At 68.5% G+C, this 20,718-nt stretch carries 20 protein-coding genes, 1 tRNA gene and 2 pseudogenes; 12 read left to right on the forward strand and 11 right to left on the reverse strand.

Annotation, left to right across the window (positions count from 1 at the left end):
- The first annotated feature begins 430 nt into the window (after window positions 1–430).
- Window positions 431–520 (forward strand): pyrroloquinoline quinone precursor peptide PqqA, encoded by a 90-nt coding sequence (pqqA, locus tag FV229_RS28555; RefSeq protein WP_147727216.1) that lies wholly within the window; start codon window positions 431–433, stop codon window positions 518–520.
- 70 nt (window positions 521–590) lie between these two features.
- On the forward strand, window positions 591–680 hold the full coding sequence (pqqA, locus tag FV229_RS09285; protein ID WP_007559225.1) for a pyrroloquinoline quinone precursor peptide PqqA: 90 nt from the start codon (window positions 591–593) through the stop codon (window positions 678–680).
- Between the two features lie 142 nt (window positions 681–822).
- On the opposite strand, the gene FV229_RS09290 is transcribed toward pqqA (FV229_RS09285), so the two are convergent.
- The 3 genes from FV229_RS09290 to FV229_RS09300 all read right to left on the reverse strand — a co-directional run bounded on the left by FV229_RS09290 (window position 823) and on the right by FV229_RS09300 (window position 3,017).
- Window positions 823–1,335 (reverse strand): winged helix DNA-binding protein, encoded by a 513-nt coding sequence (locus FV229_RS09290; protein ID WP_147751701.1) that lies wholly within the window; start codon window positions 1,333–1,335, stop codon window positions 823–825.
- A gap of 162 nt (window positions 1,336–1,497) precedes the next feature.
- Window positions 1,498–1,953, reverse strand: a complete 456-nt coding sequence (locus tag FV229_RS09295) for a DUF6163 family protein (RefSeq protein WP_147751685.1) — start codon at window positions 1,951–1,953, stop codon at window positions 1,498–1,500.
- Window positions 1,953–3,017, reverse strand: coding sequence for an enoyl-CoA hydratase/isomerase family protein (locus FV229_RS09300; protein WP_147751686.1), 1,065 nt, complete (start codon window positions 3,015–3,017; stop codon window positions 1,953–1,955). The genes FV229_RS09295 and FV229_RS09300 overlap by 1 nt, the downstream gene beginning before the upstream one ends.
- A gap of 145 nt (window positions 3,018–3,162) precedes the next feature.
- On the opposite strand from FV229_RS09300, the gene hemB reads away from it, so the two are divergent.
- The 4 genes from hemB to FV229_RS09320 all read left to right on the forward strand — a co-directional run bounded on the left by hemB (window position 3,163) and on the right by FV229_RS09320 (window position 6,177).
- The gene (gene hemB / locus FV229_RS09305; protein ID WP_147751687.1) at window positions 3,163–4,236 is read left to right on the forward strand and encodes a porphobilinogen synthase; all 1,074 of its coding nucleotides are present in this window, start codon (window positions 3,163–3,165) and stop codon (window positions 4,234–4,236) included.
- Window positions 4,233–4,595 carry a hypothetical protein gene (locus tag FV229_RS09310; RefSeq protein WP_147751688.1) on the forward strand — a complete coding sequence of 121 codons (363 nt, stop codon included), beginning with the start codon at window positions 4,233–4,235 and terminating at the stop codon, window positions 4,593–4,595. Before hemB ends, FV229_RS09310 begins: the two co-directional genes overlap by 4 nt.
- 82 nt (window positions 4,596–4,677) lie before the next feature.
- Window positions 4,678–5,166, forward strand: coding sequence for an RDD family protein (locus tag FV229_RS09315; RefSeq protein WP_147751689.1), 489 nt, complete (start codon window positions 4,678–4,680; stop codon window positions 5,164–5,166).
- A gap of 264 nt (window positions 5,167–5,430) precedes the next feature.
- Window positions 5,431–6,177 (forward strand): arginyltransferase, encoded by a 747-nt coding sequence (locus tag FV229_RS09320; RefSeq protein WP_147751690.1) that lies wholly within the window; start codon window positions 5,431–5,433, stop codon window positions 6,175–6,177.
- 102 nt (window positions 6,178–6,279) lie between these two features.
- Here FV229_RS09320 and FV229_RS09325 read toward each other — a convergent pair whose 3' ends face one another.
- Window positions 6,280–7,977, reverse strand: a complete 1,698-nt coding sequence (locus FV229_RS09325) for a methyl-accepting chemotaxis protein (protein WP_147751691.1) — start codon at window positions 7,975–7,977, stop codon at window positions 6,280–6,282.
- Window positions 7,978–8,167: 190 nt separating this feature from the next.
- Entirely contained in the window at window positions 8,168–10,312 is a 2,145-nt protein-coding gene (locus tag FV229_RS09330) for a TonB-dependent siderophore receptor (RefSeq protein WP_147751692.1), read from the reverse strand.
- 365 nt (window positions 10,313–10,677) lie between these two features.
- On the opposite strand from FV229_RS09330, the gene purB reads away from it, so the two are divergent.
- The 5 genes from purB to FV229_RS09355 all read left to right on the forward strand — a co-directional run bounded on the left by purB (window position 10,678) and on the right by FV229_RS09355 (window position 16,534).
- On the forward strand, window positions 10,678–11,985 hold the full coding sequence (gene purB / locus FV229_RS09335) for an adenylosuccinate lyase (protein WP_147751693.1): 1,308 nt from the start codon (window positions 10,678–10,680) through the stop codon (window positions 11,983–11,985).
- 63 nt (window positions 11,986–12,048) lie between these two features.
- Window positions 12,049–12,906, forward strand: a complete 858-nt coding sequence (locus FV229_RS09340) for a D-amino-acid transaminase (RefSeq protein ID WP_147751694.1) — start codon at window positions 12,049–12,051, stop codon at window positions 12,904–12,906.
- Window positions 12,907–13,234: 328 nt separating this feature from the next.
- On the forward strand, window positions 13,235–13,576 hold the full coding sequence (locus tag FV229_RS09345) for a hypothetical protein (protein WP_147751695.1): 342 nt from the start codon (window positions 13,235–13,237) through the stop codon (window positions 13,574–13,576).
- Window positions 13,577–13,735: 159 nt separating this feature from the next.
- Window positions 13,736–15,028 carry an adenylosuccinate synthase gene (locus FV229_RS09350; protein ID WP_147751696.1) on the forward strand — a complete coding sequence of 431 codons (1,293 nt, stop codon included), beginning with the start codon at window positions 13,736–13,738 and terminating at the stop codon, window positions 15,026–15,028.
- 51 nt (window positions 15,029–15,079) lie between these two features.
- Entirely contained in the window at window positions 15,080–16,534 is a 1,455-nt protein-coding gene (locus FV229_RS09355; RefSeq protein ID WP_147751697.1) for a histidine kinase, read from the forward strand.
- A 100-nt stretch (window positions 16,535–16,634) separates the two neighbouring features.
- On the opposite strand, the gene rpoH is transcribed toward FV229_RS09355, so the two are convergent.
- Window positions 16,635–17,519, reverse strand: coding sequence for an RNA polymerase sigma factor RpoH (gene rpoH, locus FV229_RS09360; protein ID WP_147728070.1), 885 nt, complete (start codon window positions 17,517–17,519; stop codon window positions 16,635–16,637).
- A 238-nt stretch (window positions 17,520–17,757) separates the two neighbouring features.
- Window positions 17,758–18,735, reverse strand: coding sequence for an RluA family pseudouridine synthase (locus tag FV229_RS09365; RefSeq protein ID WP_147751702.1), 978 nt, complete (start codon window positions 18,733–18,735; stop codon window positions 17,758–17,760).
- 128 nt (window positions 18,736–18,863) lie between these two features.
- On the opposite strand from FV229_RS09365, the gene FV229_RS09370 reads away from it, so the two are divergent.
- Window positions 18,864–18,938, forward strand: a tRNA-Glu gene (locus FV229_RS09370).
- Between the two features lie 166 nt (window positions 18,939–19,104).
- Here FV229_RS09370 and FV229_RS09375 read toward each other — a convergent pair.
- The 4 genes and pseudogenes from FV229_RS09375 to FV229_RS09390 all read right to left on the reverse strand — a co-directional run.
- Complete coding sequence (locus FV229_RS09375) at window positions 19,105–19,440, reverse strand: hypothetical protein (protein WP_147751698.1); 336 nt, start codon at window positions 19,438–19,440, stop codon at window positions 19,105–19,107.
- 20 nt (window positions 19,441–19,460) lie between these two features.
- A pseudogene (locus FV229_RS09380) lies at window positions 19,461–19,673 on the reverse strand (prolipoprotein diacylglyceryl transferase family protein); the annotation flags it as partial.
- A gap of 28 nt (window positions 19,674–19,701) precedes the next feature.
- A pseudogene (locus FV229_RS09385) lies at window positions 19,702–20,109 on the reverse strand (transposase); the annotation flags it as partial.
- Window positions 20,110–20,171: 62 nt separating this feature from the next.
- A partial coding sequence (locus FV229_RS09390) for an IS630 family transposase (protein ID WP_147751699.1) occupies window positions 20,172–20,718 on the reverse strand: 547 nt, incomplete at its 5' end.

The raw sequence follows: 20,718 nt of genomic DNA on the forward strand, positions 1-20,718 counted from the left end.
CGGCGCGGCGGAGCCCGGCGCGGGCCCCTCAGGACCTCATGCGGGATCGCGACGTGCGGCCGGGCACGGCTCGGACGATCGGTCTGGCGTGTCGCTGGGCATCGGGATCTTCGTGGGAAGGGCGCATGCGGTCACCGATGTCCGGCTCACCGCGCGCCAGCCTGTGCGCCCGGCGCCGCGACCCGTCAAGCGAAAGGATGGCGGCGTCGGATCGGGGGGCGACGGGGTTCGGCCGACCGGGCTGGCGATCGTGGGCGATCGGCACCATATGTCTGATCAGGCACGCCATTTTGGCTCGAACAGGGCGAAGGCGCACCGGATCGGCAGGTCGGGCTTCGATCTTATGAGAAATATAAGTGTAGCGCCCGCTTGTATTGCGCCCAAGGTATCGCCTATCTTCCGGTCATCGAAGTTCACGAGGAGAAACGCCATGGCCTGGTCCGCCCCCATCGTTCAGGAAGTCTGCGTCGGCATGGAAGTGACGAGCTACGAGTCCGCCGAGATCGACACCTTCAACTGAGCCGATGACCGGCTCGCTCGCGAGTCGGCACGACGCCGTTTCCCACCTCTTTCCGTTCAGGAGAATTCACATGGCTTGGTCCGCCCCCGTCGTTTCCGAGATCTGCGTCGGCATGGAAGTCACCAGCTACGAGTCGGCCGAGATCGACACCTTCAACTGAGCACCGTTCGGCTGCGCACGCGGCCGCTCGACGGAACGCCGCTCCCTTGGGGGCGGCGTTTTTCGTTTGCGTCGCCTAAAAACGAAAAAGCCGGCCGTCCCTCGCGGGCGGCCGGCTTCGTCGTTCTCGGTGTCGGCAAGGTTCAGAGGCGGTAGCGGATCTGGTCGGTCCAGAACCGCTCCAGGCGACCGAGCGCGACGTTGAGCCGGCCGAAGTCGTCGTCCGAGATGCCGCCGATCGGCTGGATGGTGCGGGCGTGCTTGTCGTAGAGGCCCTGGATGATGTCGTGGACCATGCGGCCCTTGTCGGTGAGGCTGATGCGCACCGAGCGGCGGTCGGTCTTCGACCGGGCGTGGTGGAGGTAGCCGGCCTCGACGAGCTTCTTGACGTTGTAGGAGACGTTCGAGCCGAGATAGTAGCCCTTGGTGCGCAGCTCGCTCGCGGTGAGCTCCTTGTCGCCGATGTTGTAGAGCAGCAGCGCCTGGACGCTGTTGACGTCCTCGCGGCCGCGGCGCTCGAACTCGTCCTTGATCACGTCGAGCAGGCGGCGATGCAGGCGCTCGACGAGGTGGAGCGCCTCGAGATACGAGCCGGTCACGACCCCGGTCTCGGGGGCGGCGGTGGTCTCCGAGATCTTGACGGCCTGGGACTTCATCGTGTGCCTCATCCGGTGGTTCTGCCGGAACATCTGCTGTCCGGCGCCGCTCATGGGGTGAACCTAGGCGGCGGAGATGAAAGGCGCTCTAAGAGACAGGATGAATTCGCGATTTACTTCTGTCGGTAAATGCAAAGTGAAGCGATCCGAGAAACCTCTCGTTTACCGCGCCTCCTGCGCCGCAAGCCAAGAGAATACGAAGTAGATCACCACGATACTGGACTCGGCCAAGACCAGCGCCAGCGGCGTCTGCAGAAGCTGCGGCGTGAGGACGGCGAGCGTCAGCATCGAGGTCACCGCCAGCAGCCAGACGACGCCGCCCCAGGCGCTGGTGAGCCACAGGCCGATCGCGGCGTTGGCGTCGATCACCGCGAAGTAGATCAGCGCCGCCTGCCGGCCGAACGGCTCCAGCGCGAACGGGCGATGCCCCGGCACCACGTCGAGGATCGTGGCGAAGGAGAACACGCTCTTGGCGAGCCAGGCCAGCGCGGTCAGGCGCATGAACCAGACCAGCACCGTGTCCCAGGTGCTCTTGGGCGCGGCCGCGCGCCGCTCGATGCGGTCGCCCGGCGCGTCGCCGACCGCGCTGCCGCGGGTGATCCGTCCGACCTTGCGCATCAGGAGAACCGCGGCTCCGGCCCCTCGGCCGGCCCGAAGGCGGCGCGCACCGCGTCGCGGTCGACCGCCTCCAGGGTCGCCGGCCGCCAATCCGGTCGTCCGTCCTTGTCGATCAGCGCCGCGCGCACGCCCTCGAAGAAGTCGTGGCCGTGCATCAGGCGGGTGACGAGGCGGTATTCGGTGAGCACGGCCGCGGGAAAGTCGAGCGCGGGCCCGCGGGTCATCTGCTCGCGGGCGATGCACAGGCTCGTCGGGCAGCGGGTGCGGATCAAAGCCGCGGTCTCGGCGGCGAAGGTCGAGCCGGCCGACGCCGCGACGTCGAGGCGGCCGAGGATGTCGGCCACGTCGTCGGCGGCGAACGCGTCGTCGATCAAGATGCGCTCGGCCACGAGCGGACCGGTAGGGGGAAGCGGGGCGCCGGTCCCGATCGCGTCGGCGACCGGTCCGCCGTCGGACAGCCGGTCGAGGATCGCCTCGAAGCCCTGCGCCGGGGCGTAGGCGGTGGCGAGGCCGATCGCGAGGGCGTCGCCGGGGCCGACCCGGCCGCCGGTGAGCGCGAGGTAGGTGCCGACCCGCCCGGGAAGCCGGGGCAGGGCGTAGGTCATGCCTACGTCCGGAAACAGGCCGATGCCGACCTCCGGCATGGCGAAGACGTAGCGCTCGCAAGCCACGCGGTGCGCCCCGTGCAGGGAGATGCCGACGCCGCCCCCCATCACCACGCCCTCGATCAGCGCGACGACCGGCTTCTCGTAGCGCTGCATCCGCGCGACCAGGCGGTACTCGGCTTGCCAGAACGCGAACACGTCGTCGAACCGCCCGGCCTTGCCGCAGGCGTAGATGTGGCGGATGTCGCCGCCGGCGCAGAAGGCCCGGCCGCCCGCGCCACGGATCGCCACGCGGGTGACGCCGGCATCCGCCGCCCAGGCGTCGAGCTGCGCGTGCAACGCGTCGATCATCCCGAGGGAGAGCGCGTTCAGGGCCTTCGGCCGGTCGAGGGTGACGAGGCCGAGCGCGCCCCGCCGCTCGAACCGGATCTCGTCGTTGGCCGCTTCGGCTCCGCTCACGATGTGCCCGCTCCGTTCCCGTCCACGCGATCGTTGCGCGGTTAGAGGCCGACCGGGCGCTCGCGTCAACGCGCCGGGCTTCGCCGGCTCGGGCACTTGTGCTAGGCCGCGCCACCCGCGAACCGATCACAGCGAACGCGATCCCATGTCCCGCGAACATCCGTCCGACGACACGCCCCGGCCGCGCCCCCTCGCCGTGGAGACCGCGCGCGAGGATTCCCGCGCCGCCGGCCTGAAGATCACCCAGCGCCCGCGGCGCAACCGCAAGGCCGACTGGTCGCGGCGCCTCGTGCGCGAGCATACGCTGACGGTCGACGACCTGATCTGGCCGATGTTCGTGATCGAGGGCACCGGCCGGCGCGAGCCGATCGCCTCCATGCCCGGCGTCGAGCGCCTGAGCGTCGACGAGATCGTGCGCGACGCCGAGCGCGCCGCGCGCCTCGGCATCCCGGCGGTCTCGTTCTTCCCCTACACGGAAGTGAGCTTGCGCGATCCGACCGGCTCCGAGGCGCTGAACCCGGACAACCTCGTGTGCCGCGCGGTGCGCGCGGTGAAGAAGGCGGTGCCGCAGGTCGGCATCATGACCGACGTGGCGCTCGATCCCTACACCAGCCACGGCCATGACGGCCTGCTCTCGGACGGGGCGATCCTCAACGACGAGACGGTGGCGCTCCTGGTGGAGCAGAGCCTGATCCAGGCCGAGGCCGGCACCGACATCATCGCGCCCTCCGACATGATGGACGGGCGCGTCGGCGCGATCCGCGCAGGGCTCGACAAGGCCGGCTACCTCGACGTGCAGATCATGGCCTACGCCGCCAAGTACGCCAGCGCCTTCTACGGCCCGTTCCGCGACGCCATCGGCACGCAGGCGGCGCTGGTCGGCGACAAGCGCACCTACCAGATGGACCCCGGCAACGGCCTCGAGGCCCTGCGCGAGGTCGCGCTCGACCTGGAGGAGGGCGCCGATTCGGTGATGGTGAAGCCGGGCCTGCCCTATCTCGACATCATCCGCCGGGTGAAGGACGAATTCGGCGTGCCGACCTTCGCCTACCAGGTGTCGGGCGAGTACGCGATGATCGAGGCGGCCAGCCGCAACGGCTGGCTCGACGGCGACCGCGCCATGGTCGAGAGCCTGCTCGCCTTCAAGCGCGCCGGCGCCGACGGCGTGCTGACCTACTACGCCCCCCGCGTCGCCGAGCGTCTGCGCGCCGGGGCGTGAGGCGCCGGCTCCTCGCCGCCGGCGTGCTCCTCGGCTTCCTGGGAGGCCTGGTCGCCTGCGAGAGCGCGGTGCAGCGGCAGCGCCTCGACACCTGCCGCCGCGCGGTGCCGGCGCTGGTGCCGGACGAGACGGCGGTGCGCATCCTGCGGGCCGGCACCGGCTCGGCCCCCGACAGCGTCCGCGTCGACTACGTACTGGGCAACCAGCCCCACTTCGCCCTGTGCCGCTTCAACGCCGGCGCAGTGCTCGAGGGCGTCGCCACCGATCGCAAGACGCTGTCCGAGTCCTCCCTCTACCTGCTCAAGCGCTACTATCTCGACAGCCCGGACGCTCAGGAGCCGAAGCCGAAGGCGCCATGACGGCGCGCGAGCGCCCCGGCCTTGAGGGGGGCTCGGGCACTTCCCATGTGACGGACCAGCGACGTCACGCGAGACCACCTCCATGCTGAACCCCCGTCCCGAATACGCCCGCCCGTTCGATGCGCCCGGCTACCTCCCGCCGGTGGCGATGCCAGCCGTCCGCGCCAGCCTCGGCGGGCGCACGGTCGCCTACATGCTCGACATCCTGTTCATCCTCGGCTTCACCGCCCTGCTGTCGGTCGCGATCGCCTTCGTCGGCGTGGTCACCTTCGGCCTGGGCTGGGCCCTGTTCGCGATCCTGCCGGCCAGCGGCGTGATCTACAGCGCGATCACCGTCGGCGGGTCGCGCCAGAGCACGCTCGGCATGCGGATGATGGGCCTTCGCGTCGTCGCGCCCGAGAGCGGGCGGCCGGTGGACATCCTAACCGCCGCCGTGCACGCGCTGCTGTTCTACGTGGCGGTCTCGACCTTCCTGCTGTGGTTCCTCGACCTCGCCTTCGGGCTCGTCCGCGGTGACCGGCGCCTCGGCCACGACGTGCTCCTCGGCCTCGCGGTCGTCCGCGCCGGCTAATACCAAGTCTCATGGGTAGGAACCCATTAGGTCCGGCGGATTGCCGCCGCCCCGCAGTCGCGGGGGCCGGACCTCGATGAGTCGGGCTCATCGCGGTCTGGTATAAGCCGCGAACCTCCGCCGCGGCGTCGCCTTCCCCGGCGGCGGCCCCGGCGAAAATGTCGCCGCGGAATTGCCGGCAACCCATTGAGCGCGGCCGCGGCCGCGTTACACTGCGGATCGCGGCCCGGCGCAGGAACCCGTGGCGAGAGGGCAGCGCGAAGCGTGACGAGCCACCCGCGCGACACACCGCAATTCTACCTGACGGCGCCGTCGACCTGCCCTTACCTGCCGGGCCAGGAGGAGCGGAAGGTGTTCACGCACCTCGTCGGACGACGCGCCCGCGACCTCAACGAGATCCTGACGCAGGGCGGCTTCCGCCGCTCGCAGACCATCGCCTACCGCCCCGCCTGCGAGACCTGCCGAGCCTGCGTCTCGGTGCGCGTGGTCGTCGCCGACTTCGCGCCCGGCGGCAGCCAGCGCCGCATCCTCTCCCGCAACGTCGACCTCGTCGGCACGCCGGAGCCGAACCGCCCGGCCTCGGAGCAGTACGCCCTGTTCCGCCGCTACCTCGACGCCCGCCACGGCGACGGCGGCATGGTCGACATGACCGTGCTCGACTACGCGATGATGATCGAGGACAGCCACGTCGACACCCACCTCGTGGCCTATCGCCGCCGCGGGCCGGACACGGCGATCCACGGCCGCGGCGTCGGCGGGCTGGTGGCGTTGTGCCTCACCGACGTGCTCTCCGACGGCCTGTCGATGGTCTACTCGTTCTACGACCCCGCGGAGGCGCACCGGAGCCTCGGCACCTACATGATCCTCGACCACATCCGCCGCGCCCGCGAGATGGGTCTGCCGTACCTTTACCTCGGCTACTGGGTCGAGGGCTCGCGCAAGATGGACTACAAGGCGCGGTTCCTGCCGCAGGAACGGCTGATGCCGCAGGGCTGGGTGCGGGCGGAGTAGGCGGCCGTTTCGGGCGTCGAGGGCTGCTCGGGCGGTGCGCCTTCGCGCAGTCCGAAAATCCGGGCGGCGTCGGCCGCCGCCCGGGATGTCGTGACGACGCCTTCAGGCGGCGCGGACGGTCCGCAGGAACCGATCGACCTCGCTCCCGAGGTGCTCGGATTGGCGCGACAGCTCGGAGGCCGCCGACAGCACCTCGTTCGCGGCAGCGCCGGTTTCCTCGGAGGCCTGCGCCACGCCGGCGATGTTGCTGGTCACCTCGGTGGTCCCGGTCGAGGCCTGGGCGACGTTGCGGACGATCTCCTGGGTCGCCGCGCCCTGCTGCTCGACGGAGGCGGTGATCGAGGCGGCGACCTCGTTGATCTCGCGGATGCGCGCCGCGATCGAGCCGATGGCGGTGACGGCCTGGCCCGTCACCCCTTGGATCTGGCCGATCTGGGTGCCGATCTCCTCCGTGGCCCGGGCCGTCTGGCCGGCCAGCTCCTTGACCTCGCTCGCGACGACCGCGAACCCGCGGCCGGCCTCGCCGGCCCGCGCCGCCTCGATCGTGGCGTTGAGCGCCAGGAGGTTGGTCTGGCTGGCGATGTTGGAGATCAGGCCGACCATGTCTCCGATCCGGGCGGAGGCCTGGCTCAGGGCCTCCACCAGATGCAGCGTCTGGTCGGCCTCGCCCACCGCCGTCCGGGCAAGGTCGGACGAGCCGGCGACCTGCCGGCTGATCTCCTGGACCGAGGAGCCGAGCTCCTCTGCGGCCGCGGCCACCGTGTGGACGTTGGCGGCGGCCTCCTCCGCGGCGGCGGCCACGGTGATGGACTGGTTCGCGGTCTCGGTCGCGGTCGCCGTCATGGTCTGGGCGGTGGCCTGCAGCTCGGTCGCGGAAGACGAGACCATGCCGATGATGCCGCCGACCGCCTGCTCGAAGCCGTCGGCGAGGGCGACCATCGTCCGCTTGCGCTCGGTGCCGGCGGCTTCGTCGGCGATGCGCTTGATTTCGGCCTGCTCGGAGGCCTTCTGCGCCACCATCGCCTTGATGCCCTCCACCGCACGGCCGACGGCGCCGATCTCGTCGCCGCGGTCGGCCGCCCGGATCGTGGCGTCGACGTCGCCCTTGGCCATGCCCTGGAGAACGTTCACCAAGGACCCCAGAGGCCGGGTGATGCCGAATACGACGATGGTGCAGGCGAGCGCGAGGGTGCCCAGCAAGCCAGCCGCCGTCGCGATGATCAGCGTGGCGCTGGCGCTTGCGGCGGAGGCCTCGGCGTTGTCGCGAGCCTTGCGGAGCTCGGTCGTCAGCAGCTCGACCCGCGGCTGGACCATGTCGCGGACCTTCATGCGGAGTACCACCCCCTCCCGCAGGAGCATCGCGCTGGCCGCGTCGCCCGCATTCTTGAGGCCGAGGACGTTGGATTGGTCCGTCACCGCGAAGAACTCGGTCAAAGTGTCGGCCAGCTTCTGGTTCGCCGCCTTGCGCTCGGGCGTGTCGGACATCGCGATGAGCTTCGCGGCGAGGTCGAGGCTGGTCTTCACGGCGTCGTCGTAGCGCGTCTTGTAGGCGGACCTCTCCTCCTGACGGGTCTCGATGATGATGTTCCGAGCCTGGACGGAGGCCTCGTTCACGGCGATCCGGATGCTCAGGATGCTTTCGAGGCGCGCCGCCTGGACGTCGACCAGGCTTCGCGTCTGCCGCGCCGAGTCGAGGAGGATCGTCCGGGCGTAGAGGCCGATGCCGAGCGTGACCAGGGCGATCAGGAAGAAGGGGATTGCGACTTTGAAGATGATCTTCATGTCGGCCAGATGGCGCATGATTGTATTCCGATGGGCGCGCGGGGTGCGATGACAGGATGCCCGATTTTGGGTTTACAATCTGTCACTGTACAACCAGTGCGAAGCCCTGCCTCCGCACTTGCACGCCGCTCGGGATCCTGCGCCCGCGCCGGGTCGGGTCAGGACGGGAGACGCCCCGCCGGCCCCGCCCCGAAGCGCGCGCCGTCCATCAGAACCGTGCGACCACCTGTGCGCGGATGGTGCGCGGCGCGCCGGGCGAGATGTTGTTGTTGTTGTCGGCGGTGGCGATGTAGCGCCGGTCGAACAGGTTCTCGATGTTCACCTGCGCCCGCACGAACTCGTTCACCTGGTAGAACAGCCCCAGGTCGATGCGGGTGTAGCCCGGAAGGCGGACGGTGTTGTCCGACGCGGCGAAGGTGTGGGTGTAGTTGAGCACGCCGACGCCGACCGAGAACTGCTTCGTCACTTCGAACTTGTTCCATAGGGTGAAGGCGTTGATCGGCACCAGGCCGACGGTGTTGCCCTTGACGATCGTCGCCGAGGTGGCGCTGTCGATGCGGGCGTCGGTCAGCGCGTAGCCGCCCGCGACCTGCCACCAGTCGGTGACGTAGCCGTTGGCGCCGATCTCCAGGCCCTGGGTGTTGGTCTTGCCCGAGAGGATGAAGAAGCCCGGGTTGTTCGGGTCGGCCAGGCGCTGGTTGAGGCGGTCGAGGTTGTAGATCGCGCCGGTGAGCTGGAACGTCGGCGAGACATCGTACTTCACGCCGACCTCGGTGTTCTCGAACTTCTCCGGCTGGGCGATGACGAGCCCCGGCGTGAAGTTGCCGATCTGGTCGCCGGAGGAGGGCAGGTACGAGACGCTGTAGCTGCCGTAGATCGCGAGGTTCGCGAGCGGCTTCAGCACGATGCCGGCGCGCGGCGAGACGAGGTCGTCGACACGGTTGAAGCTCTGCTTGAGGATGCGGTTGTCGTTCTGGAAATCGAAGTGGTCGTAGCGAAGGCCGCCGACGACCTGGAGCCAGTCGGTCACGTCGATCTGGTCCTGCGCGTAGACCGCCGCGAGCCCGAGGTTGTAGCGCGCGTTCGCGTCGGTCGTGCCGTTGTTGCGGAAGGTGATCGGCATGCGGGTGATCGGCGCCAGCGGGTTCACGGTGATGCTGGTGGCGATGTTGTTGAAGAACGCCGACTGGCGGAACACCACGCCTTCCTGGTAGCCGAGCTCGAAGCCGCCGAGCAGGGTGTGGCGCATGTCGCCGGTCTGGAAGCGGTAGGTGAAGTCGTTCTGGTTGAAGTAGTTTCGGCGGTCGGTCTCGTTGCGATAGCCGGCGATCGACACCGAGGTTCCGGCGTTGTTCACGGCGCCGCCGGGCAGCGTGTTGATGTAGTACCGCTCGTAGTCGGCGAAGCGAAGCTGGCTGTGCAGCTCGACCCCCGAATCGAACCGGTGGTCGAGGATCGCGGTGGCGATGTTGGCGTCGACCTTGGTGAAGTTCACGTCCGGGTTGCCGAAGAACGTCCGCAGGTTGTCGCGGTAGCGGTAGGGCCGGCCGAATTGCGAGGGGATGCCGCGATCGGGGAACCGGTCGTCATGGAAGTACTCATACGAAAGCTTCAACGTCGTCTGCGGATCTATGACGATGGTCGCCGTCGGGTTCAGCCCGTAGCGATGCAGGTCGCCGAACTGGCGGAAGGTGCCCGAATCCTCGGCGACGGCGTTCAGGCGGAAGAACACGCTGTCGCTGATCCGGTCGCCCACGTCGAACGCGACGCGCTTGTCGCCGAACTGGCCGCCGCCGGCCACGATCTCGCGGATGCGGTAACCGTCCGCCTCCTTCAGGACGCGGTTCACGATGCCGCCGCCGCCGCCACGGCCGAAGATCAGCGAATCGGGGCCCTTCAGCACCTCGATCCGCTGGATGTTGTACAGGTCGCGGAAGTACTGCACGTCATCGCGGACGCCGTTGAAGTAGAAATCCGCGCTGGTGTTCTGCCCGCGGATAATAAGCTGGTCGCGGTTGCTCTCGCCCTGGGCCGGGATCACGCCCGGCACGAAGCGCAGCTGCTCGGTGAGGTTCTGGTAGTTCTGGTCCAGCACCTGCTCGCGCGTGACGATGGTAATCGATTGCGGCGTATCGATCAGGGCGGTGTCGGTCTTCGTCGCGCTCCGGGTGCGCTTGGTGAGGTAGCCGACGGTGTTGCCGTTCAGGCCCTCGACGCTGAGCTGGTCCAGGGTCACGTTGGCCTCGCCGGCGGGCGCCGGTTGTGCTGGGACGACTTGTGCAACCGCCGGCGCGATAAGGAACGACGAGCCGAGAAGCGCGGCCAGGAGGCGCGGCGAAGGTGCGATCTGCATGATGACGGGTCCCGATGTCGTAGTTCTTGGTTCGCGAGCCCACGAATGCTTCGGGGGCGCTATTGCGGCTCTACGCGCAATCGCGAACAGGACAAGGGATACGACGCAAGACTAAGCCGTGATGTTTTGCACTCGTTCTAAGAACGACTACAACGTCTGCGCTAAACCGCCCTCGGCATTGCGCAAAGTTCTTGCGGTTTTCATCCTGGATTCGTTCCAGATTGTTTCCGATCGTTACAGTCTGTGTCCAAGTTGCAACGCTGACGTCGGCCATCCTCCGTTCCGGCGGGCGGCCACCGCGCGTTGAGCCGCCCGGCGGCCCATGCTAGGCGCGCGGCTCGGACCAGCCCGTAGACGAGACGCCGATGATCCCCCGCTACAGCCGCCCCGCGATGACGGCGATCTGGTCGCCGGAAGAACGCTTCCGCATCTGGTTCGAGATCGAGGCGCACGCCACGACCGCGCTGGCGGAGATCGGCGTCGTGCCCAAGGCGGCCGCCGACAAGGTCTGGGAGAATGGCCGCGACGCGGTGTTCGACGTCGCCCGCATCGACGAGATCGAGGCGGTGACGAAGCACGACGTCATCGCCTTCCTGACGCACCTGTCCGAGATCGTCGGGCCGGAGGCGCGCTTCGTCCACCAGGGCATGACCTCGTCGGACGTGCTCGACACCTGCCTCAACGTGCAGCTCGTGCGTGCCGCCGACATCCTCATCGCCGACGTGGACGCGCTGCTCGCCGCCCTCAAGCGCCGCGCGCTTGAGCACAAGCTCACCCCGACGATCGGCCGCTCGCACGGCATCCACGCCGAGCCGGTGACCTTCGGCCTCAAGCTCGCCCAAGCCTTCGCCGAGTTCGCGCGCAACCGTGCGCGGCTGGTCCTGGCGCGCGAGGAGATCGCCACCTGCGCGATCTCGGGCGCCGTCGGCACCTTCGCCAACATCGACCCGCGGGTGGAGGCCTACGTCTCCGAGAAGATGGGGCTGACGCCCGAGCCGGTCTCGACCCAGGTCATCCCGCGCGACCGCCATGCGATGTTCTTCGCGACGCTCGGCGTCGTCGCCTCGTCGCTCGAGCGCCTGGCGATCGAGGTCCGCCACCTGCAGCGCACCGAAGTTCTCGAGGCGGAGGAGTTCTTCTCGGAAGGGCAGAAGGGCTCGTCGGCGATGCCGCACAAGCGCAACCCCGTGCTCACCGAGAACATCACCGGCCTTGCCCGCATGGTGCGTTCCTACGCGATGCCGGCGATGGAGAACGTGGCGCTCTGGCATGAGCGCGACATCTCGCACTCCTCCGTCGAGCGGATGATCGGACCGGACGCCACCGTCACCCTCGACTTCGCGCTGGCGCGCATGACCGGCGTGATCGACAAGCTGCTGATCTACCCGCATCAGATGCAGAAGAACCTCGACCGCCTCGGCGGCTTGGTCCACTCGCAGCGGGTGCTGCTCGCTTTGACCCAGGCGGGGGTCAGCCGCGAGGATGCGTATCGGCTGGTTCAGCGTAACGCGATGCCGGTCTGGCGTGGGCAAGGCGACTTCCTCGCCCTGCTCAAGGCCGACAGCGAGGTCGCCGCTGCGTTGTCGCCCGAGCAGATCGAGGAATGCTTCGATCTCGGCTACCACTTCAAACACGTGGACACGATCTTCTCACGAGTGTTCGGCGACAGCTGAGCGACCCGCACGAATCCTGCTTGAGGCAGGTTCATCATACGTCCCGAACACGAGGCATCCGCCGTGGCGTCACCCCGCATCGTCTACCTCAACGGGGAGTTCCTCCCCTTCGACCAGGCCCGCGTGCCGGTGATGGACCGCGGCTTCCTGTTCGCGGACGGGATCTACGAGGTCTCGGCGATCATCGAAGGGCGCCTCATCGACAACGCGGCGCATCTCGCCCGCCTCGACCGGTCGCTCGGCGAGATCGGCATCTGCAACCCGCACGACGCGGCGGAATGGGAGCGGCTGCAGACGGAGCTCGTCGCGAAGAACGGCGTCGTCGAGGGTTTGGTCTACATGCAGGTGACGCGCGGCGTGTACGAGCGCGACTTCGCCTTCCCGCCTGCCGACACGCCGCCGACCGTGATGATGTTCACGCAGGCCAAGACCGTGATCGCCAACAAGCTGGCCGAGACCGGCGCCAAGGTCGTCACGGTCGAGGATCTTCGCTGGAAGCGCCGCGACATCAAGTCGGTGGCTTTGCTGGCGCAGGTGCTGGCCAAGCAGGCGGCGGCCGAGGCCGGCGTGGCCGAGGCCTGGATGGTCGAGGACGGCGCAGTCACCGAGGGATCGTCCTCCACCGCGTTCATCGCCACCAAGGACGGGCGCCTAGTCACCCGCCCACTCTCCACCGCGCTCCTGCCCGGCATCACCCGCGCGGCGGTGATGCGGCTTGCCGCCGAGACCGGCCTGACGGTGGAGGAACGTCTGTTCTCCGTCGACGAGGCGCACGCGGCTTCGGAAGCCTTCTACACCAGCGCCTCCGCCTTCGTGATGCCGGTGGTCGCCATCGACGGCCGCCCAATCGGGGAGGGCGTCCCAGGCCCCGTGGCCCGGCGCCTACGCGAACTCTACATCGCCATGGCGCGGGGGGATTGAGGCCGGCGGTTCGGTCGTCCCCCAGCCCGCCACGCCTTCCACGGTCATCGCACGCCCGAGCTTTCCTGAAAGGGCGCAGGTCCCTTCTCCCATGGGGAGAAGGACAGGATGAGGGGCGTGACCCTTCCGGATGACGCACGCCCCTGACCCCAACCCTCTCCCCCTGGGAGAGGGAGCCGCGTGTTGGTTCGGGTCGGCGACGGCGTCCGAAGGACGGACATGCCGCAACGCTCTTCGACATGCAGAGCGGTGTCGCACTTCCGGCGACAGGAACGGTTCCCCGGCCTCGGTGTTTGCTTCCCGATCGTGAACGAGAGGGAGGTCTTCGTTGTCCAAAGTCCTGACGGGGCTCGCCGCCTCGGTCTTCGCGCTGGTCGCCACGGGCGCGCTCGCCCAGAATCCCGATGCGCCGCTGAAGGGTCGCGACACCGATCCGGTGCTGCCCCCCCAGAACCAGACGCCGCCCGAGCGCGTGCGCCCGAACGCCGACGCGCCGCCGAACGATTCCACCCTGAGTGACAAGCTGCGGCAGAGCGACGGTGTCATCAAGCCGCCGGGCAACGCGGCGCCGGGCATGGTGGTCGAGCCGCCGAACCCGAACGCCGGTTCGATGCCGGTGATCAAGCCGGGCGAACTGCCCGGTCAGAAGCCCGGCACCGAGGCCAAATAGCGCTCGGCCCTGCAGCCATCCCCCGCCGCTTCCGCGCTGGCGGGGCGGTTTGCTTGATTTCCCGGACCGGATCGCGGAAACACCCTCACGGCAACGGGTTTTCTTTCGCGCGGCGCAACGCCGTGCGCCCGCGAACGGGCCACGGGTCAGAAGGCACGCATGGCGAACGTCGTCGTCGTAGGCGCCCAATGGGGCGATGAGGGCAAGGGCAAGATCGTCGACTGGCTCTCCGAGCAGGCCGACATCGTCGTCCGCTTCCAGGGCGGGCACAATGCCGGCCACACGCTGGTCATCGACGGCGTCACCTACAAGCTCGCGCTCCTGCCCTCGGGCGTGGTGCGCGGCGGCAAGCTTTCTGTGATCGGCAACGGCGTCGTCGTCGATCCCTGGCACCTGGTGGACGAGATCGCCCGCATCCAGGCGCAGGGCGTCGAGGTCTCGCCGAAATCGCTGCGCATCGCCGACAACGCGACGCTGATCCTGCCGCTGCACCGAGAGCTCGACCATTTTCGCGAGACCGCCAACGCCGGGCTGAAGATCGGCACGACCAAGCGCGGCATCGGCCCGGCCTACGAGGACAAGGTCGGCCGTCGCGCGATCCGCGTGGTGGACCTGGCCGACGCCGACACCCTGCCGGCCAAGATCGAGCGGGTGCTGACCCACCACAACGCGCTGCGTCGCGGCCTCGGCATCGCCGAGGTGGACGCGGCCGTGCTGCTCTCCGAATTGAAGGCGATCGCGCCGACGATCCTGCCCTATGCCTGCCCGGTCTGGGCGCTCCTCGACGAGGAGCGGCGCGCCGGCAAGCGCATCCTGTTCGAAGGGGCGCAGGGCGCGCTCCTCGACGTCGACCACGGCACCTATCCCTTCGTCACCTCCTCGAACATCGTGGCCGCGCAGGCGGCGACCGGCTCGGGCCTCGGCCCGGGCGCGATCGGCTACGTGCTCGGCATTGCAAAAGCCTACACCACCCGCGTCGGCGAGGGCCCGTTCCCGACCGAACTGTTCGATGAAATCGGCGAGACCATCGGCCGGAAGGGCCGCGAGTTCGGCGTCAACACCGGGCGCAAGCGCCGCTGCGGCTGGTTCGACGCGGTGCTGGTGCGCCAGACGGTGCGGACGTCCGGCATCAACGGGATCGCGCTGACCAAGCTCGACATCCTCGATGGGTTCGAGACGATCGAGGTCTGCACCGGCTACCGCCTCGACGGCGCGGTGATCGACCACCTGCCGGCGAGCCAGGCGGCGCAGGCGCGCGTGGAGCCGATCTACGAGACCATCCCCGGATGGTCGGAAACGACTGCCGGCGCCCGCTCCTGGGCCGAGCTGCCGGCTCAGGCGATCAAGTACGTCCGGCGCATCGAGGAGCTGATCGGCTGCCCGGTGGCGCTGCTCTCGACCTCGCCGGAGCGCGACGACACCATACTGATGCACAATCCCTTCGAGGATTGATCGTCCGGTCCGTGCGACGCACGGACCGCGAACACGCGGATTCCAGAGGACATGGCCGATTACTACCCGTTGCTGGCGCGGGCGCTCGACGCCTTGCCCGACCGGACGCCGGCCATGCGCAAGGCGGTCTACGAGCGCGCGCGGAACGCCCTGATCGGCCAGCTCCGCTCGCTCGACCCACCCCTGCCCGAGGCGGACATCGACCTCGAACGGCAGGCGCTGGACAACGCGATCGAGCGCCTCGAACGCGACTACGGTGCCTCATCGGCCGCGCCTGAGCCCGCACCGCCTCCCGTCGTCTCACCGCGGGCTGCTCCAGCACCGGTTCCTCCGGCGAGGCCGGCACCGATCCCGGAGCCACCCGCACCTCCGCCTGCGCAGGCCTTCGAGCCGGCGCCCCCGCCCGAGCGGATATCGCCGCCTGAGCCCCCGCCGCCGCCCGAGCCGACGCCGTTCCTGCCGCCGGCGCCGCCGCCGAGCTTCCTCCCGTTGCCGCCGGAGGAACCGCGCGAGGCGCCCGTTCCGATCACTGCGCGCAAGGCGAAAGTGCCGGATCCGGTCCCCGAGGCTCAGCTCGAGACCGTCGCACCGGCCGAGGTGGCCAACGATGCGATCGCGGCCAACGATTCGGCCAACGGCCGGCAGCGCCCGCGCATCGACGTGGTGGCACCGCGTGGCGGTCGCTCGCGACTGTTGCGCAACGCCTTCGTCGGCGTCGTCCTCACCGTGGTGATCGGCCTGATCGCGGTCGCGGCCTTCCTGCTGCGCGACAAGCCGGCGAACCTCCCCGCCGGGGGCGCAGAAACGGCGGAGACCCAGCAGGACCCGGGCGACACGAAGTACTCCGATCGGGTCGGCGGTGATCTGGCTCCCAAGGCGTCGCCGTCGGCGAACGCCCCGGCGACGGCGTCATCAAGCCCGCGCAATCCTTCGACGCAGCCGAGCCAGCCCGGCCTCGCGGTGGCGCAGCGCGCCGTCCTGATCGAGGAGAACACGGCGACCCCGAACGCCGCGCCGATCTCGACAGCTGGGCGCGTGGTCTGGCGTCTTGATTCGGTGCCGGGCGAGCAGGGCCAGCCCCTGGAGACGGCGATCGTCGCGACGGTCACGGTGCCGGAGGCCGGCCTGACTCTGGTGATGACGATCCAGCGCAACCTCGATCAGACCCTTCCGGCGTCGCACACGATCAACCTCGTCTTCACCGACACGGGGACCGAAGGCGAGAAACGCGCGGTGCAGGATATCGGCCTGCTTCAGGCCAAGGACGACGAAGCCGCGCGGGGCTCCCCAGTGTCGGGCCTGCCGATCCGCGTGACGGACAACCGCTTCCTGATCGGCCTGTCGTCGCTGCGTGGTGACGTCGATCGCAACACCGACCTGCTGCTGCACAAGCCCTGGTTCGACCTCGCGGTCCGCTACGTCAGCGGCCAACGCGCGGTCGTCAACTTCGAGAAGGGCAACGCCGGCACACAGGTCGTGCAGGATGCGTTCGACCAGTGGAAGTAAGCTGATCCGTCCTAAACGCAACGAAACCGCGTCTCCCCGCCCAGTGGAAGGGGGGAGGGGAGATGCGGGTCGGAAGTTCAAACCTGGCGAGAGCCCCGCCTTACGCACCCATGCGCGGCAGCTCGCGCGTGGCGAGGTTGCGTTTCACGGCTTCCTGTACCTTCTCGAACGCCCGCACCTCGATCTGACGCACGCGCTCACGCGAGACGCCGAACTCACCGGAGAGGTCTTCGAGGGTGATCGGGTCGTCGGCGAGCCGGCGTGCCTCGAAGATGCGCCGCTCGCGCGCATTTAGCACCGAGAGCGCGTCGCGCAGGGCCGACAGCCGGTTCTGGCCCTCCTGCTCGCCGGCTAGCACCGTCTCTTGGCTCGGAGCGTTGTCCACGAGCCAATCCTGCCACTCGCCCTCGCCCTCCTCGCGCAGGGGCGCGTTAAGCGAGGTGTCGCCGGACAGGCGCCGGTTCATATCGATCACGTCCTGCTCGGGCACGCCGAGCCGAGTCGCGATCTGCGCGACCTGATCGGGCTTCAGGTCGCCTTCCTCGAGGGCCGAGATCTTGCCCTTCGCCTTACGCAGGTTGAAGAACAGCTTCTTCTGGTTGGCCGTGGTGCCCATCTTCACGAGCGACCACGACCGCAGGATGTATTCCTGGATCGCCGCTTTGATCCACCACATCGCATAGGTCGCAAGCCGAAAGCCCTTATCGGGATCGAAGCGCTTGACCGCCTGCATCAGGCCGACGTTACCCTCGGACACGACCTCGCCGATCGGCAGGCCGTAGCCGCGATAGCCCATGGCGATCTTCGCCACGAGGCGCAGGTGCGACGTGACGAGGCGGTGCGCCGCCTCGCGGTCGCCGCCGTCGCGCCAGTTCTTGGCCAGCGTGAACTCTTCCGTCGGTTCCAGCATCGGGAACTTGCGGATCTCGTCGAGGTAGCGTGACAGGCCACCTTCGTTGGCAAGCACGGGCAATGCGCCGGCCATGGCAATCTCCTTCGATGGTCCCCCGATCGGGCGGACGCTGTGTACGGAGCGCCGCTTCTCAAGCCGGCTTTCCGAACCCCATGTTAGTGGGGAAAGCTCCGGGCCGGTAGCGGGTCCGCGACGAGAACATAAACTCAACGCATCGCGGCTTCGGAAAGTCGAACCTGTCACGATCGGTCGCGGGTCTCGGTGCGGTTCCGCACGCAAGTCCTTGACCGTGGCATCGCTGCGACAGCGTTCAGCTCTTCGCTAGCGCCGCCACCAAGTTCGCCATCTCCGGCGGAAGTTGGCTCTCGAAGCGAAGGTGCTCCCCAGTGCGCGGGTGGGCGAAGCCCAGGAGTGCCGCGTGCAGCGCCTGTCGCCCGAGCGTATGGAGCGCGCCCTGCGCCGTCTCCGACAACCGAGCGGCCTTGGTGATGAAGGCTCCGCCATAGACCGCGTCCCCCAGCAGCGGATGGCCGCGATGGGTCATGTGCACGCGGATCTGGTGCGTGCGCCCGGTCTCGAGCCGGCAGCGCACCAGCGCGGCCTCCGCGTAGGCAGCCTCCACGGCGTAGTGCGTCACCGCATGCCGGCCCTCGTCGCCGCGTACCACCGCGATCTTCTCGCGATTCTTGCGGCTGCGGTCGAGGTTGGCCTCGATGGTGCCGACGCGCGGCTCCGGCAAGCCCCAGACCAGGGCGAGGTAGGCCCGCTCCAGAGGGCCGCTGCGTCCGTGGTCGGCGAACTGCGCGGTGAGCCCCTTGTGGGCCGCGTCGTTCTTCGCGACGACGATCAGGCCGCTGGTGTCCTTGTCGAGGCGGTGGACGATGCCGGGCCGGCGTACGCCTCCGATGCCGGACAGGCTCGCCCCGCAATGGCCGATCAGGGCGTTGACCAGCGTGCCGGCCGCATGCCCCGGCGCCGGGTGGACCACCAGCCCGGCCGGCTTGTCGATCACCACCAGGTCGTCGTCCTCGTAGGCGATGACGAGGTCGAGAGACTCAGCCTGCGGTTCGGCGGACACCGCCTCCGGCAGCACCACCGCCAGCACCGTGCCCGGCCCGACCTTCACCGCCGAATCGAGCACGGTCACCCCGTCACGGCGGACATGGCCCGCCTTCACCAGATCCTGAAGCCGCGCCCGCGAGACGTCCGGGAACGCGATCGCCAGGGCGCGGTCGAGCCGCACCCGCTCCGCCTCCGGCCCGATCACCGCCTGACGCTCGCCTTCGATCTCGAAACCCTGCAACACGCCACTCCTCACGACCCGGCGAAAAAGGCACCGCCCGGGTCTTGCTCCCTCGACGCACCGTCGCTATACGAACGCCTCGCCGGCCGATAGCTTCATCAGCCGCAGCGACCGCGCCCATCGTCTAGCGGTTAGGACAGGTCCCTCTCACGGATCAGACCGGGGTTCGATTCCCCGTGGGCGCGCCACTTCTGTGCAGAATTGCGAACGCAGGGCTTGATGTGCTGCCGGCTTCTGTTCCGGAAGTTTCCGAGTTTTCTTAAGTCGCCGAAGATGCGGATCACGTCCGCTTCGATCTCTTTCCGATCAACGATCGCGTGGACCACGCCTTTCAGGCTGGTATCTCGCCCGACGTCACGTGCTCGCGCATTGGACGCCCGACGTGGTCGCTGTATCCGAGGCTGATCTCCGCTGCGTCCGGATCCGGCCAAGCTTGGTCTTCGTTAGATTCCGCTCGGTCCGCACTGCCGAGATCCACTCTTTCAATCCGCCGTCCGGCTTATCCATGCCGTCCTCCATCAGCCGGTTGAGCTGCGACGAGTTCGCGACGCAGCGCACCTTCGCGGCAGTCGCCTCCGACATCCGCTCGGCAATTGGCGCCCAGAGCGAAGCCAAGGTCGCCCGTAGGGGCCGGGGCTGCAGCAGTTCGGCCACCAGGTCGACAGTCACGCGCGTGTCGAGCGTGGCCATTCGGATCGAGCAGGCCGTCGAACCCAGACGATCATGTCGTCGATGTCCACGGTGATCGGACGGCGCACCACGCCCCAGTAGCGCTCGGCCATCACGAGGCGGCGCGCATAGAACCACCCGCCAATCAGCCCGGCGATGTAGGCCAGGGCGTACCACTTGATGGTGATCGGACCGATCGCGACGGCAACCGGGTCGATGGCCGGAAAGGGCAGGGCGAAATGATCGGCCCCCACGAGGTGGCTCTTCGCCAAGTTTGGTGGATCAGGCTGCCAGGAGGAACCGTCGGCGGAGGAGATCGAGGTTGGCGCGGCCGTACATGGCGCGCTTCAAGAGCTTGAGACGCGTGATCTGCCCTTCGGCCTGTCCACTACTCCAAGGCAGAGTCAGCGCGGATCGCACGGCGTCTCCGTCCTGACCGAGGCTGGCAGCGAAGTTCTCGACGATGCGGACGCCGCAGGCTTGCGCTTCGCAGAGCCATTCATCGAACGCCGTGACATCCGATCCCCCCGACGACTGCGGGCCACAGCGGCTCCGGACGATCCGGCAGAAGCGGCGACCGAGATCGACGACCTTGGACGCCTCGGGATCCTGCAGGACACGCGCGACGACCGCGTCTGCCTCGGGGTCGAGGTCTTCGGGCTCACGCAGGAGATGCCAGGATAGCTGCTTGTATAAGGCCAGGGGTGATGCGGTGGAGATCGCAACACGGATGTCATACCAACCCTCGTTGATCAGAACCCATGGGTCCATCGGCGCATTCCGATGGACATGATGCGCCAGGGCTGGGCGACGATCTTGTTCCAGGCGTCGCAGCAGTGGTCGAGGATGTCGGCGTAGGATTGGAAGATCCGGTTGCCGAGCCAGTTCTCGCGCATGAACTGCCAGAGGTTCTCGACCGGGTTGAGTTCGGACGAACGAGCCGGAAGAGGCAGCAGGGTGATGTTGTCCGGGACGGCCAGTTTCCTGGTGGTGTGCCAGCCGGCCTGGTCGAGCAGGAGGACAGCGTGGGCGCCGGGCGTGACGGTTGCGGAGATTTCTTCGAGGTGATGGGTCATGGCCGACGTGGTGCAACGGGGCATGACCAGGCCCGCGCCGACGCCTCGGGCCGGGCAGATCGCCCCAAAGATGTAGGCTGACTGCGTGCGCTGATCCTTGGGATCCGAGGGGCGCGTTCCGCGTGCTGCCCAACGCCGGGTCAGGGTGTTCTTCTGGCCGACCCGCGCCTCGTCGCAGAACCAGACCTCTACGGGTTTGCCGCCGACAGCCTGCCCGATCTGC

Source organism: Methylobacterium sp. WL120 (assembly GCF_008039465.1).
GTDB classification, from domain to species: Bacteria; Pseudomonadota; Alphaproteobacteria; order Rhizobiales; family Beijerinckiaceae; genus Methylobacterium; species Methylobacterium cerastii.

Coding starts and splice junctions, on each gene's coding strand:
- pqqA (WP_147727216.1), top strand. CDS start 431: ATGGCCTGGTCCGCCCCCATCGTTCAGGAAGTCTGCGTCGGCATGGAA.
- pqqA (WP_007559225.1), top strand. CDS start 591: ATGGCTTGGTCCGCCCCCGTCGTTTCCGAGATCTGCGTCGGCATGGAA.
- FV229_RS09290 (WP_147751701.1), bottom strand. CDS start 1,335: ATGAAGTCCCAGGCCGTCAAGATCTCGGAGACCACCGCCGCCCCCGAG.
- FV229_RS09295 (WP_147751685.1), bottom strand. CDS start 1,953: ATGCGCAAGGTCGGACGGATCACCCGCGGCAGCGCGGTCGGCGACGCG.
- hemB (WP_147751687.1), top strand. CDS start 3,163: ATGTCCCGCGAACATCCGTCCGACGACACGCCCCGGCCGCGCCCCCTC.
- FV229_RS09315 (WP_147751689.1), top strand. CDS start 4,678: ATGCTGAACCCCCGTCCCGAATACGCCCGCCCGTTCGATGCGCCCGGC.
- FV229_RS09325 (WP_147751691.1), bottom strand. CDS start 7,977: ATGCGCCATCTGGCCGACATGAAGATCATCTTCAAAGTCGCAATCCCC.
- FV229_RS09330 (WP_147751692.1), bottom strand. CDS start 10,312: ATGCAGATCGCACCTTCGCCGCGCCTCCTGGCCGCGCTTCTCGGCTCG.
- purB (WP_147751693.1), top strand. CDS start 10,678: ATGATCCCCCGCTACAGCCGCCCCGCGATGACGGCGATCTGGTCGCCG.
- FV229_RS09350 (WP_147751696.1), top strand. CDS start 13,736: ATGGCGAACGTCGTCGTCGTAGGCGCCCAATGGGGCGATGAGGGCAAG.
- FV229_RS09355 (WP_147751697.1), top strand. CDS start 15,080: ATGGCCGATTACTACCCGTTGCTGGCGCGGGCGCTCGACGCCTTGCCC.
- rpoH (WP_147728070.1), bottom strand. CDS start 17,519: ATGGCCGGCGCATTGCCCGTGCTTGCCAACGAAGGTGGCCTGTCACGC.
- FV229_RS09375 (WP_147751698.1), bottom strand. CDS start 19,440: ATGGCCACGCTCGACACGCGCGTGACTGTCGACCTGGTGGCCGAACTG.